Here is a 13,574-nt window from a genome sequence, read left to right on the forward strand (position 1 = left end):
TCGATGGAATAGATTCCGGAGCGGAAAATAGCAATAGTTAAAAGTTTTCCTGTAGAAATAGGCCTGGCAATGCTTCGTTATAAAAATAAAAAGTATGCTCAGAGTCACTCTGATGTTTTTTCTGCTCTTTATAGTTTCCGGTCATTTTCTGACGGCACAAAGTCGCGTAGGTGTGCGATTAGGCCTGCAGATATCGGAAGTAAAGCCCTATGGCTTTGTAAATATCGGTAATAACCTGATCGATCGCTACCGCAGTCCGATGAATCGCTACCTGGTCGGGGTGACGGCCAATCATACCCTGGGAAAGCGGGTGAGTCTGGATACGGATGTGATTTACAGCCGAAAAGGATTTTTTGTGCCGGTATACCGGCCGGCCTCCTTTAGTCTGGATTACCTCAGTTTTCCGATCATCCTGAATGCTCAATTTCTCGACGGGCCGGTTGATCTCCTGCTGGGACTCGAACCCGGGATCCTGCTCTCCGCTAATTATAAGGAAGAAGAACTGGACTTTGACGTTCGCGATCAGTGGACGACGCTGGATGTGAGTGCGAATCTCGGCGTGGCCTATCGTTTCAATCCTGCCTTTCGCATCAAATTCACTTACGGTTGGGGCCTTCAATCGGTATACCGCACCCTGCCCGCCGGTAGTAAAGCCGCACAACTCGGGAACCCCAATCAGCGCCTGCGCACCTTTCAGTGCTCGGTATACTACTATGTGATCAGTAAGTCGGAGTAAAGCGTTGGATATTGGGCCGACCGGACTATTGGGTTGGGGCTCTGATCCAATAATCTCAGTTGCCGGCTAAACGTGAAACCCCACTCAGCGAAAATCAGCACCAGAGGCATTCCCGGGCCGTCCGAAAGCGCGCGTATCCTTTTGATTGGCGTATTTTACTACCTTTGCGGGGCATCAAACCTACGCAAAAGCTGGCATGAAAATATTGGTGATCAGTTCCTACGATGAGATATGGAATGCCGTTCGGCCCGAGGGCGAACTTTTTATCGGTTTGCATCATCTGGGCGAGGATGTAACCATTATGACGGAAGGCCATTCCCCCTACGCGGACCGTTTCCGCTCCGAAGGCCTGAAGGTGATCGATTTTCACCCCAAACATAAATTCAAACGGGAAGAATCCGCCTTTATCCGCGAGCAACTGCTTGCCGGAAATTACGATATCCTTCATCTTTTCAACAACAAAGCCATCATCAACGGTATTCGCGCCGCGAAGGGGCTGCCCGTCAAGGTCGTCACGTACCGCGGTTATACCGGTAATGTCCACTGGTACGATCCCTCCGCCTACCTCACCCATCTGAACCCACGGGTAGATGCGATCACCTGCGTTTCGGAGGCCGTCCGGGAATCTTTTGAAGGGCAGCTCTTTTTCGACCAGTCCAAGGCGATGCTCGTACACAAAGGCCATGACCCGGCCTGGTACGCGGATATCCAGCCGGCATCTCTGGCGGAGTTTGACCTGCCACCGGAGGCCATCGTGGTCAGTATGGTGGCCAATGCCCGGAAAATGAAAGGGCTGCCGTACCTGCTGCAGGCCGCCCGGCAGTTGTCTCTGGATCTGCCTGTTTACTTTCTGCTCATCGGTCGGGGAATGGACACACCGGAGGTCCGGCGGGAATTGGAACAGTCGCCCTACGGTGACCGCTTTCGCTTTGCCGGCTTTCGCAAGGACGATGTCCTGGAGCTGGTCAAGGCCTGTGACATCAGCATCCTGCCGTCCATTCGGGGGGAAGGACTTTCCAAAGTGATCCTGGAGGCGATGTTTCTCGGTAAGCCCGTCATTATGACCAATATCGGAGGTAATAAGGGGCTGGCCGAACCGGGCAAAAGCGGATATGTGGTGCCGCCGGGAGATGCTGCCGCACTGGCCGATGCCCTTACCGAACTGGCCACCGACGAAGGACTGCGCCGGCGTATGGGCGAAGCCGCCAAAAAACATATTGCGGAACATTTCGGATTGGAAAAAAGTGTGCGCAGACAATTGGAAGTTTATCGAAAACTCCTGAATTAGTCAACTATTTTGCCGCTTAATTCGTTCAACCTGAAGTGGCAACTTACCTGGGTTTTCTACAATTTTCGATGGCATACTTTCCAATATTCGTGAAAAATCGTGTACTTCGCGGCTAGATTATGCCAGAATTCAACGAATTTTGCGAAGATTTGAATCGTCTGGTAACACATTTTATCGACTTTATTCTAGTTCTGATTATAGTAGTAGATGCACCACTGGTCCTGAATTTGTACCAGAAAAACCAGGCAGGTTACCGTACGGTGTATTTCTGATGCGCCTCTCATTCAAAACTCTAAATGTAAAATGCCAAAGAACCTTTTAATAGTGGAGTCTCCGGCGAAAGCCAAGACCATCGAGAAAATTTTGGGGAAGGATTATATGGTGATGTCCAGCTACGGCCACGTGCGGGATCTGGCCAAAAGTGACGGAGCCGTCGACGTTGAGAATAATTTCGAACCCAACTACATTGTAACCCCGGATAAAAAGAAACTGGTAAAAGAGCTCAAGGACCTGGTCAAGAAGGTAGACGACGTGTGGCTCGCGACGGATGAAGACCGGGAGGGAGAGGCCATTTCCTGGCACCTATGTCAGGTTTTGGGATTAGATGAAAAAGAGACCAAGCGGATCGTTTTCCGCGAGATCACCAAGCCGGCTATCCAGAGCGCGATCCAGAATCCGCGCCGTGTGGATGTAAACCTGGTGAACGCCCAGCAGGCCCGTCGTATTTTGGACCGCCTGGTCGGATACGAGCTGTCCGGACTGCTGTGGAAAAAGATCCGGGGCAAATTGTCCGCCGGGCGGGTACAATCCGTAGCCGTAAAACTGATCGTAGAGCGGGAAAGACAGATCAACGAATTCACGCCGACGCCCTTTTACCGGGTACTGGCTTACTTTACGGTGGTCAGTGAACAGGGGAAAGAGATCACCTTGCGGGCGGAAGCTCCCGGCCGTTACGATGATGAAAAGGATGCCCGGCAGTTTCTGGAAGCCTGCGCCAACGCTACCTTTAAGATCGACGAGATCGACGTTAAGCCTTTGAAGCGCAAGCCCACCGCTCCCTTCACCACTTCAACCCTGCAGCAGGAAGCGAGCCGGAAATTGAGTTTTTCGGTACAGCGGACCATGCAGGTCGCCCAGCGCCTGTACGAAGCCGGTAAGATCACCTATATGCGTACCGACTCCACCAACCTGAGTGAAGTGGCACTGCAAAGTATCGAACAGGAGATCACCAATCAATACGGAAAGAATTACGCCAAGATGCGTCGCTTTAAGAGCAAGAACTCTTCGGCGCAGGAGGCTCACGAAGCCATTCGCCCAACCTATATCGATCAGCACCAGACCAACGGTACCCGCGACGAGCAACGCCTGTACGAACTGATCTGGAAACGGACCATCGCCTCCCAGATGGCCGAAGCGATCGTGGAAAAGACCACTGTCCGGATCGGGATCTCGACCGTTAAGGATACGCAGTTCCAGGCCACCGGTGAGGTGCTGAAATTCGACGGTTTCCTGAAAGTATACCTGGAATCAAAAGATGACGACGACGAGGAGGAAGCCGAAGGAATGCTGCCGCCGCTGAAGGTGGGCCAGCAACTGCCGCTGCAGTATATGACCGCCACCGAGCGCTTTACCCGTCCGCCGGCCCGGTTTACGGAGGCCGGACTGGTGAGCAAACTGGAGGAACTGGGCATCGGTCGTCCGAGTACCTACGCTCCGACCATCAGTAAGATCATGGAAGAGGCCCGGGGCTACGTCGTCAAGGAAACGCGGGAAGGTAAAGAACGGGAATACCAGGAACTCACGCTGAAAAGCGGAGATATCTCGGCCAAAACCCTGTCGGAAATTACCGGTACGGTGAAGAACCGCCTTTTCCCCACCGATATGGGGATCACGGTGAGCGACTTCCTCGACGAGCATTTCCAGCGGGTAATGGACTACAGCTTTACCGCCGATATTGAAAAGAAATTTGACAATATTGCCGAAGGCTCCCAGGAGTGGACGGAAATGTTGAAGAAGTTTTATACACCTTTTCACGAATTGGTGGAAGAAACGATCGAGAACGCCGAACGTCCGAGCCGGGAACGCATCCTGGGTAAGGACCCCGAGACCGGTCGTACCTTACTCACGCGGATGTCCCGTCGGGGGCCGGTTATCCAGATCGGTGCTCCCGATGAACTGGAGGAAGACGAAAAGCCGAAATACGCCAATTTGCAGCCCGGCCAGTCGATGGAGACCATCACCTACGAAGAAGCGCTGAAATTATTCCAGTTGCCGAAAGATCTGGGCGAATTCCAGAACAAGCCGGTGAGCGTAGGGGTAGGCCGTTTCGGACCTTACGTCAAGCACGATGATAAATACGTGTCCATCCCGAGAGGGGAGGACCCGCTGGAACTGACCATGGAACGGGCTCAGGAACTCATCATCGAAAAACAAAAGGCCGACGCTCCTTTCACTTCTTACAAAGGAGAACCGGTCTACAAAGGCAAGGGCCGTTTCGGACCATTTGTAAAATATAAAGATCTGTTCGTCAACATTCCCCGCCGGTACAATCCCGAGGAACTGACGCCGGAGGAAGCCTTTGAACTCATTGAGGCCAAACTCGAAAAAGAGGCGAACCGCTACATCCACAAATGGGAGGATGAAAAGATCTCCGTGGAGAACGGCCGCTGGGGCCCCTTCATCCGTTTCGGTAAGAAGAACGTGAAGATTCCGAAGGTCGACGGAGAGCGGGTTACTTCGGAAATGGCGGCGGAATTCACCCTCGAACAGGTCAAGGAATTCATTACCGCCGAGATCCCGGATGCCTTTAAGGAGAAGAAAAAGGCGACCAAGAAAAAAACGACTACTAAAAAGGCGCCGGCCAAAAAGACTACGGCGAAGAAGAAGTAAATTGAAAGTCCTGCACGATCATTTCGTATCCAACAGCGTCAGGGACGCCGCATAAAGCCTCCGGGCGGTCGAGCGTCCCCGGCGTCTCAATACCAAAGAACATAATGGCAGATAGTAAAGAAAAGAAACAAGGCAATAAGCTCAACATAGAATTACCGGAAGAAGTAGCGGAGGGGATCTATTCCAACCTGGCGATCATTTCCCATTCCAATTCCGAATTTGTGGTCGATTACGTACGCCTGGTCCCGAATACGCCCAAGGCCAAGGTAAAGGCCCGTATCATCCTCACGCCCGCCCACGCCAAGCGCCTGTTGCGCGCTTTGGCCGACAACGTGGAGAAATACGAGGCTCGCTTCGGCAAGATCGAAGAACCGGATTCCGGCAACCCTCCTTTCCCAATGGGCTTTAATACGCCCACGGCTCAGGCTTAAGCCGGGCCGGTCATCCTCTGCCCGCCGGTACATCTACCGGGAGGCAGGGGATCAACCCATTTCCCAGCGCGCCACCGGACGGATGTCCAGGGGGGCAAATTCCTTTCTCAGATATTTATGGTAAGCTGTGACGGCGATCATGGCCGCATTGTCCGTGCAGTATTCAAAGGCGGGAATGTAGGTCCGCCAGCCCAGTTCTCTGCCGGTACTTTCGAGGGCATTGCGCAGCCCGGAATTAGCGGATACCCCACCGGCAATTGCCACTTCTCGGATATCGGTCTGTTCGACCGCCAGCCGGAGCTTTTTCATTAGTATACTCACAATTCGATCCTGGACGGAAGCGCAGATATCGGCCAGGTTGTCCTTTATAAAATCCGGATCCTTTTTCAGCTCTTTTTTCAGAAAATACAGAATGGAGGTCTTGAGGCCGGAAAAACTGAAGTCGAGATCGGGGATCTGGGGTTCGGGAAATTCAAAACGCGCCGTTCCCTGCCGGGCCAGCCGGTCGATGTGGGGGCCGGCCGGATAATCCAGCCCGAGTAACTTACCGGTTTTATCGAAGGCCTCTCCAGCGGCATCGTCAATCGTACTGCCGATCACCTCCATTTCCAGGAAATCCCTCACCACCACGATCTGGGTGTGCCCACCCGAAACCGTCAGGCAGAGAAAGGGAAAATCCGGACGCGGAGCTTCCGCAAAGTGCGCCAGCACATGGGCCTGCATGTGGTGGACTTCCACCAGCGGGATCCCCAGGCTCATGGCCAGCCCTTTGGCAAAAGATACTCCGACGATCAGGGAACCGATCAGACCGGGCCCCCGGGTGAAGGCCACGGCGGAAAGTTCCGCTTTGTCGACACCGGCTTCCCGCAACGCGCGGTCCACCACCGGAATGATGTTGGCCTGGTGGGCCCGGGAGGCCACCTCAGGGACCACACCGCCGTAGAGGCGATGGATCTCCTGGTTGGCCACGCAGTTACTCAGGATCTCACCGTCCGCAATAACGGAGGCAGAAGTATCGTCGCAGGAAGATTCTATAGCTAAAATGATCGTTCGCACACCAAAAATTCAATTGTTATCATCTATAAAGGATAAAGCCGAAAATGGTCCGTCATCCGGCGGTTGCCGGTTACGTGTACATTATATTACGAAAAGGCTTTATACCTGAAAGGAAATGAAATTTTCCCGTCAGGAATCTGTAATGAAAGGCAAAGTTCGTAATTTGTGCGGACTAAATGAAAAGAACCCGGAGCAGCTTTCGAGGGAAGGAATGCTCCCTGTTCATTTTCTTGCCCAAGCCCAGCCAAATAGGGAGTTTCAGGAATAAACTACGGCACCTGCAAACTTTATTTAGCGGTTCTGTATGTTTGTTTTTGAATAAAAACCTTATAATTGCATCAAAACAAACCGAAAGATGAGATTAGTTATCAACTTGTTTTTAGCAGCGGTCGTAATTGGGTTAGTCTGGTTATTGATCAGCAGCATTCGTGAGCCTATTGCTTTCCAGGCGGAAAAAGACAGAAGGGAACGTGCAGTGATTGACAAATTAATGGAAATCCGTACTGCGCAGGATCTTTTCCGCAATATTACCGAAGGTTTTGCACCTAATTTCGATTCACTGAAATACGTACTGGAGAATGACAATTTTGCCATCGTGAGTGTGATCGGTGACCCGGATGATCCTGATTTTACGGGAGAGATCGTTTATGATACCACTTACTCTCCGGCCATCGACTCTATTCGCGCGCTGGGGATCAACCTGGATTCTCTGCCTTTGGTTCCTTACGGAAATGGGGCTACCTTTGACATCGCAGCGGATACCATTACCTATCAGAAGACCATCGTGCCGGTTGTTGAGGTCGGTGTGAAAAGAAAAGTCTTCATGGGTAACTACGCTGACAAGCGATTTGCACGTTACGACCAAAAATACGATCCGGAGAAGCCGTTGAAGTTCGGTAGCATGAACTCACCGCAGCTTTCCGGTAACTGGGAATGATCAACTTCGATATTACAGAATATAATTTTTCGAGAAAAGATACAGAACAATACCAACTGTCCATCCTGTACGGGGTGGACAGTTTTGCGTATATAATTCAGGACGCAAAAGGTACGGTTGTAGCGCTACGGGAATACCACTGGCAGGACGGCAAGCAGAAAGCTACTTTTTTGGAAGAAGATGAAAAGCTGCATTTCAATTACCGTCAGGTTAAGGTAGCCTTTAGCAAAGGGGTGTTCTGTATGGTACCCCAACGGCTTTTTCAGGAAGAGGAGAAGGCGACCTACCTGGGCCATCTGGCCAAGATCCGCCGCAGCGGGAATATCCTTTCGGACAACATCTCCCAGCACCAGGCCGAACTCGTTTACGAGGTAGAAGAATCCGCGTTGCAGGAGATCGACCGGTATTTTACCCGGGCGCCCAAGCGCAACCTGCACACCATTCTCCTGGAATCCATGCGCAGTCACGCCGCCACTCAGGCTTCTTACCACGTTGCTGTCCACGTTACGCAAAAGCAGTTACTGATCTATGCCTTCGACCGCACCAACCTGATGCTGTTGAATGCCTATCGATACAATTCGGCTCAGGATTTTCTCTACTATGTCCTGCTGGTTTACGAACAGCTCGGACTGAAGACCGGAGGCGTTCCTTTATACCTGGCCGGCCGGATCCTGGAAGATTCCGATATTTACAGGCTGCTGATCCGTTATATCCGGAAATTGTCCTTTCTCGCTCCGGACCGGACCAAGATCGGTCCGCAACTGGAGCGCCATCCGGCCCACTTTTTCTTCGACCTGCACGCTCTGGCTAATTCCGGCAGGTAATTTTAAAGCGATTCATTATGCGCATTATCGGGGGTGAATTTAAGGGAAGACGCTTCAACCCACCGGCCAAGAACTGGCCGACCAGACCCACTACGGATTTTTCCAAAGAAGGACTATTCAATATCCTGACCAATCATTTTGATTTTTCGGAAATGAAGGTGCTCGATCTGTTCGGCGGTACGGGCAACCACAGCTACGAATTTATTTCCCGGGGCTGCCGGGACGTTACCTACGTGGATAAATTCCCGGGCTGTGTGGCCTTTGTCAAAAAAACGGCCGCTACCCTGGGGATCGAGGACTACATCAATATCATCAAGGGAGATGTCTTTCAGTTTATCAACGCTGCCGGTACGCAGTACGACTATATTTTTGCCGGCCCTCCCTACGGTCTGCCGACGCTGGACAGTATTCCCGATCGCATATTTGAAAAAGACTTACTGAAGCCCGAAGGCTGGCTGGTACTCGAACACAATCCGAATCACGATTTTAAGGCCCATCCGAAGTACTGGCAGGAACGGAACTACGGGAAAACGATCTTCAGTATTTTTCAACCGGATCCGGAACGGGAAGATTAAGAAACACTCCAGGCGTGCTGAGATAGGGGCAAAAAAAAAGCCTGGACGAAGCCAGGCTCATGAGTTTGCATCATTATCTGCGTTAAAAGTCCCCCTAATTCTTTAAGTCGACCAATTGTCGACGATGTTTGTTTCGATCACTATGCCACAAATATAGGGGTGCTTTTTGGTTCCTGAAACCCCATTTTGATGTGGCACCCCCTTTCCGGCCCGGATTACGGCCGTATTCTGCCCAAAAAAACACGAAAGGCACCCGACAACAGGCTTCAAACTCCCTAATAAGGTACACCAAAACGCAGGATCGCTCCACCACATCACCATTATTTCCTGTATTTTCGCATAATTACCAGAAGAATTCTTTTTAATGAGATATTGTTTTTTTATCCTTTTGATCGTGTGTTGTATGGGAAAGCTGGATGCCCAGCTGCCCGCTGCAATCTGGAAAGGCGGACTGACCCAGGTCGGGGTTCCGGATACGTTTTCCTACGAGCTCCATCTGGAACAAAGAGGGAACGAACTCAGCGGTAAAGCTTTTTCCGTAAATGCGAAAGGGGTAAAGGTCCAGTTTGCGGTAAAAGGCACCTGGGACGGGCAGCAGATGCTCCTGCAGGAATGGAAACAGGAAGCGCCGGCAACTCCACGCTGGTGCCTGAAGTACGTAAAACTCAATCTGCGGGAAGATGGACTGGGGCAACAACTTTTGTCCGGCAACTGGCGGGCGGATGGATGCAATCCCGGTAAACTCTGGCTCTATCCCGTTCAGGAGAATAACGTAATTACCGCCGAAAATACAACCGCCAGTCGCTACGGACGCTGGACGGGACATCTGGATCAGGCTGATCGCGAATATGGCTTTTTTTACGAAGTAAATCTGCAGCGAGACGGCAAGGGCTTTTCGCAGATCGTATCGGAAGAAAGCGGCGGCACGGCCCGCCACGAACTGGAATGGTACTGGGACAGTGTGCGACAGGTCATTACCATCGTAGAACGCAAGGTGCTGGAGAAAACCGATCCCAACTGGCCGTGGTGCATCAAACAGGCCGAGCTGCAGCTGGTGCGGGAACCGGGGCGGCAGCGACTTTCCGGCGACTGGTCGGGCTTCATCGAAGGCTTTACGCTGCGGGACGGCGCCTGTGCGTCCGGGAAAATGTATCTGGAAAAGCCCGTCGTCCGGGTGGAAAGCCAGGCGGAGATCCTGAGCCAGTCGGCGATTTACGAGCAGGAAAAGGACCGGAAGGTCCGGGTGGACCGCGTGTTGCAGGTGAACAGCAATAAGCTGCGGATCCGGGTCTGGGATAACGGCACAGTGGACGGAGATATCGTAACGGTCTTCCTGAACGGCGAACAGATCGTGACCAAATACCGGGTCAGCAAACGCAAATGGAGCATTCCGGTCACCCTCACCGATGAGGAAAATCTCCTGATCATCCACGCCGATGATCTGGGCGATATTACGCCCAATACCGTTGCGGTATCCATTGACGACGGTACCCGGGAGGAAGTGCTGGTCCTCAGCTCCGATCTGCGGGTAAGCGGAGGGGTACTGATCCAGCCATTTAAGTTTAAAAGTGAGAAATGAGCACGCCGGTATGAACCACGAACTGACTATCCAAGATCTGCGGGATCAGGATCTGATCCTTTTCGAATGTATTTCCGGCAGTAAAGCCTACGGCCTGGACGTACCCGGATCCGATACGGACATCCGCGGTGTTTTTATGCTGCCCCGGGAACAGTTCTACGGTATGCACTACACGCCGCAGGTCTCCGACGATACGAACGATTTGGTCTTTTACGAATTGGGGCGCTTCATGGAGTTGCTCAGTAAGAACAATCCCAACATTCTGGAATTGCTGGCCACGCCGGAGGATAAGGTGCTCCACAAACACCCGGTCATGGACCGGATCGACCCTTCTTTATTTTTGTCCAAAAAATGCAAGGATACTTTTGGTGGCTACGCTTTCACCCAGGTGCGGAAAGCACGTGGATTGAAAAAAAAGATCGTCAACCCGGTAGAAAAACGGAAAAAAAGTATTCTGGAGTTCTGCTATATCCTCTACGGTCAGGGATCCATGCAATTACCCAAATGGCTTAAGAAATACCACATCCGGCAGGAAGATTGCGGACTGGTCAATATTCCGCATTGCCGGGATGTATACGCCTTGTTTCACGACCCATCGGGGACCCTGGCGTACCGGGGAATACAACGCAAAGACAATGCCACCAAGGTATTGCTCAGCAGCGTGCCGAAAGTGGAAGCGCCGCGCGCGCACCTGTTTTTCAACGAAGACGGCTACGTGCAATACTGCAGGGATTACCGTGAATACTGGGAGTGGGTCGAAAACCGCAACGAGCACCGGTACCAGAATAATGTCGCCCACGGCAAAGATTACGATTCCAAGAACATGATGCATACCTTCCGTCTGCTGGACATGGCGATCGAGATCCTGCGGGAGGGAGCGATCCGTGTGCACCGGCCGAATCGCGAAGAATTACTCACCATCCGCCACGGTGCATGGGCTTACGAGGAGTTACTGGAGAAAGCCCAGGCAAAAATGGATGTTCTGGAAACCGCTTACCGGGAGAGTACCTTACCCGCCGAACCGGACATGGATCGGATCGAAGCTTTACTGGTTCAACTGCGGAAACAATTATACCAATAGGTATCCGGGAAAATTTCCGATCTTAGGGTGATGATTCAAGACATTGAGCCGGTGTTCCGGCTGACCATAAACGCAATTTCATGAATGAAGGTATTTTGGATTTAAGCCCGAAGGACATTCCGGTGCGCAGACGGGACCTCTTACCGCTTTGGATAAAGGTCTTCATCTGGATCTTTCTGATCTTTGGAGCTATGGTTCCCCTGGTGCTGGTACTGGCCTTATTTGGCATCCCCGTCAATTTATCCCTTTACGGCCTGGAAGTTGCCCGGCCCGCGTCCGCTCTCGGGCTTTTGATCATCCTCTTATTTATGCTGAAATCAGCCGTTTCCCTGGGCCTCTGGACGGAAAAGGAATGGGCCGTTGATCTGGCCGTGATCGATGGGGTTATCGGTATCGTAGTGAATGTTGTGATCATGTTTATTCTACCGGTGCTCTACGATGGTTTCGGTACGAGTATTCGTCTGGAACTGCTGGTTCTGATCCCCTATGTGGTCAAAATGAGGCGGATCAAAGAAGCGTGGAAACAGTCCGCTCCGCTTGTGAGCAGTGGCGGCGTTGAAATACCGTAAACGAGTCCGCATAGCCTACCGGATTATGGTAAATCGTTTGAGTTGCTGATGTTTTCCCGCTTTGATCTGCAGCAGATAGATACCCGATTCCAGTAGTAAGTTATCGGATAAGGTCCAGTGGAAGGCACCCGCCGGTAGCGGTCCCAGGTTGCGGCCGGAAATTTTTCGTCCTATGCGGTCGAACAGATACCATTCCACCGTTTGGCTTTTGGCCAGATTTCCGGATAAGTGAAGATTGCGCTGGGCCGGATTGGGGTAAAGCGTCCAGGTAGGCCCGGTTGCTTCCGGCGCTGCTGATACCGTCGTTAGCGGGGCAACGCAGGGGCTCGTCCCGATATCCGGATCACTCGCCGGAAAAAATCCCAGGTCCACGCCGGCGGCAATGGCCGGACTGGTCGCTGCCAGTCTGAAAAACAGATCACCGTCGCTCTCCAGTTGGGGATCAAGACTCCGGTTGCTCGGATGAGCGAAGAGTGCCTGTCTCGTCTCTTCCTCAATAAAATTGAGCAGGTTGTTCGTATTACTCACCTCCAGCGTCTGTTCCTCCAGCTCTCCGATCCGGAACTCCGTGTTGGCATTTTTCCATAAAATGGAATTGGCTATCTGCAGGTAGAAGGTCGAGTCGGAATCCGGATAAACATCCAGTCCGTGGCCCGACGAATAGGGCGCTACGTCATTATCAGCGTATTCGTTGAAGGCTACCAGGCTATGGAGCAATTTCAGATTGGTACGAGTGGCGTGTTGCTCGGTGCGGACCGCCGTACCGCGATTTCCGGCTAACACCGTATTGACCAGGATCAGGTCCGAGATCAGGGTGGCATTTTCCCCGTCCCGAAAGTTCAGTATGGCTGAGGCACGATGGGCAGAATTGTTAATGATCCGGCAATTGGCCAGCAGGAGCTGTACTTTGGAAAGGTAGGCGGTCAGTTGGATCGCTCCCGCACTGCCGTTCTGCAGCGTACACCCATCGATGAGCAGGGCCGTGGAATTGCCATTGGTGATCAGAAGATCGAACAGGGCCCCCTGTTCCTCCCCGCTGAGCACGGTAGGGTAGCGGCAGTGGTCCTGTTGGGTAAAATCGGTATTCCAGCCGCCCTGCAGCAACAAACGGGGCGCTTCGGCCTGACTGTCGTGACGATAATTGAGTGGATAATAACCGGTTGGGATGCGGATCACGGTACCCCGTTCGGCGGTCCTGATCATGGCATTCAGATCTTCACCCGCTTCCAGGTGAACGATTCGCGGCTGGCTTTTGTCCTGCGGGTCCGTACCCAGATAATATTCGTAGATATTCAGGATGCCGTCTTCGTCCGGATCCTGCCAGGCATCCCGCGGATCGTCCACATTGAGTCCCCGGTAGAATTCATAGCCGTTGGGCATCGCGTCCTGATCGCTGTCCCAGTCCTCCAGTTGGGCCGGCAATAACGGTACGAAGGACAGGAAACAAAGGATCAGGAAATAGTTCTTCCGCTTGCTATGCATAGGCTAAGTGTAGGGGAATGGGCCGGAATGTAGGGAGAAATTTCCTGATTCTTTCCAGCCCTGCGATTTATTAATACAAACTTAATACAAAAGTCATAAGTGATTAAAGACAAGAAGATTAAGAGTT

At 52.2% G+C, this 13,574-nt stretch carries 12 protein-coding genes; 10 read left to right on the forward strand and 2 right to left on the reverse strand.

From position 1 onward, the window contains the following. Positions 1-94 precede the first annotated feature (94 nt). The 4 genes from CRP01_RS35350 to CRP01_RS35365 all read left to right on the forward strand — a co-directional run bounded on the left by CRP01_RS35350 (position 95) and on the right by CRP01_RS35365 (position 5,344). Positions 95-736, forward strand: coding sequence for an outer membrane beta-barrel protein (locus CRP01_RS35350; RefSeq protein WP_099154816.1), 642 nt, complete (start codon positions 95-97; stop codon positions 734-736). 196 nt (positions 737-932) lie between these two features. Continuing rightward, positions 933-2,024, forward strand: a complete 1,092-nt coding sequence (locus CRP01_RS35355) for a glycosyltransferase family 4 protein (RefSeq protein WP_099154817.1) — start codon at positions 933-935, stop codon at positions 2,022-2,024. Positions 2,025-2,327: 303 nt separating this feature from the next. After that, positions 2,328-4,913 carry a type I DNA topoisomerase gene (gene topA / locus CRP01_RS35360; protein WP_099154818.1) on the forward strand — a complete coding sequence of 862 codons (2,586 nt, stop codon included), beginning with the start codon at positions 2,328-2,330 and terminating at the stop codon, positions 4,911-4,913. Positions 4,914-5,017: 104 nt separating this feature from the next. Next, entirely contained in the window at positions 5,018-5,344 is a 327-nt protein-coding gene (locus CRP01_RS35365; RefSeq protein ID WP_099154819.1) for a DUF3467 domain-containing protein, read from the forward strand. 51 nt (positions 5,345-5,395) lie between these two features. Here CRP01_RS35365 and tsaD read toward each other — a convergent pair whose 3' ends face one another. Beyond that, on the reverse strand, positions 5,396-6,400 hold the full coding sequence (gene tsaD, locus CRP01_RS35370; RefSeq protein ID WP_099154820.1) for a tRNA (adenosine(37)-N6)-threonylcarbamoyltransferase complex transferase subunit TsaD: 1,005 nt from the start codon (positions 6,398-6,400) through the stop codon (positions 5,396-5,398). A 490-nt stretch (positions 6,401-6,890) separates the two neighbouring features. On the opposite strand from tsaD, the gene CRP01_RS35375 reads away from it, so the two are divergent. The 6 genes from CRP01_RS35375 (at position 6,891) to CRP01_RS35400 (ending at position 11,965) form a co-directional block, all read left to right on the forward strand. After that, on the forward strand, positions 6,891-7,337 hold the full coding sequence (locus CRP01_RS35375) for a hypothetical protein (protein WP_099154821.1): 447 nt from the start codon (positions 6,891-6,893) through the stop codon (positions 7,335-7,337). Next, positions 7,334-8,161, forward strand: a complete 828-nt coding sequence (locus tag CRP01_RS35380) for a DUF3822 family protein (RefSeq protein WP_099154822.1) — start codon at positions 7,334-7,336, stop codon at positions 8,159-8,161. The genes CRP01_RS35375 and CRP01_RS35380 overlap by 4 nt, the downstream gene beginning before the upstream one ends. Before the next feature lie 17 nt (positions 8,162-8,178). Next, positions 8,179-8,736, forward strand: coding sequence for an RsmD family RNA methyltransferase (locus CRP01_RS35385; protein WP_099154823.1), 558 nt, complete (start codon positions 8,179-8,181; stop codon positions 8,734-8,736). Between the two features lie 403 nt (positions 8,737-9,139). After that, a complete protein-coding gene (locus tag CRP01_RS35390; RefSeq protein ID WP_099154824.1) occupies positions 9,140-10,315 on the forward strand; it encodes a hypothetical protein in 1,176 nt (391 codons plus the stop codon). 10 nt (positions 10,316-10,325) lie between these two features. After that, positions 10,326-11,396 carry a DNA polymerase beta superfamily protein gene (locus CRP01_RS35395; RefSeq protein WP_233752818.1) on the forward strand — a complete coding sequence of 357 codons (1,071 nt, stop codon included), beginning with the start codon at positions 10,326-10,328 and terminating at the stop codon, positions 11,394-11,396. Between the two features lie 80 nt (positions 11,397-11,476). Next, positions 11,477-11,965, forward strand: a complete 489-nt coding sequence (locus tag CRP01_RS35400; protein ID WP_099154825.1) for a hypothetical protein — start codon at positions 11,477-11,479, stop codon at positions 11,963-11,965. A gap of 15 nt (positions 11,966-11,980) precedes the next feature. Here the strand turns inward: CRP01_RS35400 and CRP01_RS35405 are convergent, their stop codons facing one another. Beyond that, on the reverse strand, positions 11,981-13,447 hold the full coding sequence (locus tag CRP01_RS35405; RefSeq protein ID WP_099154826.1) for a T9SS type A sorting domain-containing protein: 1,467 nt from the start codon (positions 13,445-13,447) through the stop codon (positions 11,981-11,983). Between the last annotated feature and the right edge of the window lie 127 nt (positions 13,448-13,574).

The organism is Flavilitoribacter nigricans DSM 23189 = NBRC 102662 (genome assembly GCF_002646595.1).
Taxonomy (GTDB): domain Bacteria; phylum Bacteroidota; class Bacteroidia; order Chitinophagales; family Saprospiraceae; genus Flavilitoribacter; species Flavilitoribacter nigricans.

What these genes read in the sequence shown, in the direction of transcription:
- CRP01_RS35350 (WP_099154816.1), top strand. Translation starts at nt 95, where the DNA reads ATGCTCAGAGTCACTCTGATGTTTTTTCTGCTCTTTATAGTTTCCGGT.
- CRP01_RS35355 (WP_099154817.1), top strand. Translation starts at nt 933, where the DNA reads ATGAAAATATTGGTGATCAGTTCCTACGATGAGATATGGAATGCCGTT.
- topA (WP_099154818.1), top strand. Translation starts at nt 2,328, where the DNA reads ATGCCAAAGAACCTTTTAATAGTGGAGTCTCCGGCGAAAGCCAAGACC.
- CRP01_RS35365 (WP_099154819.1), top strand. Translation starts at nt 5,018, where the DNA reads ATGGCAGATAGTAAAGAAAAGAAACAAGGCAATAAGCTCAACATAGAA.
- CRP01_RS35375 (WP_099154821.1), top strand. Translation starts at nt 6,891, where the DNA reads ATGGAAATCCGTACTGCGCAGGATCTTTTCCGCAATATTACCGAAGGT.
- CRP01_RS35380 (WP_099154822.1), top strand. Translation starts at nt 7,334, where the DNA reads ATGATCAACTTCGATATTACAGAATATAATTTTTCGAGAAAAGATACA.
- CRP01_RS35385 (WP_099154823.1), top strand. Translation starts at nt 8,179, where the DNA reads ATGCGCATTATCGGGGGTGAATTTAAGGGAAGACGCTTCAACCCACCG.
- CRP01_RS35390 (WP_099154824.1), top strand. Translation starts at nt 9,140, where the DNA reads ATGGGAAAGCTGGATGCCCAGCTGCCCGCTGCAATCTGGAAAGGCGGA.
- CRP01_RS35395 (WP_233752818.1), top strand. Translation starts at nt 10,326, where the DNA reads ATGAACCACGAACTGACTATCCAAGATCTGCGGGATCAGGATCTGATC.
- CRP01_RS35400 (WP_099154825.1), top strand. Translation starts at nt 11,477, where the DNA reads ATGAATGAAGGTATTTTGGATTTAAGCCCGAAGGACATTCCGGTGCGC.
- CRP01_RS35405 (WP_099154826.1), bottom strand. Translation starts at nt 13,447, where the DNA reads ATGCATAGCAAGCGGAAGAACTATTTCCTGATCCTTTGTTTCCTGTCC.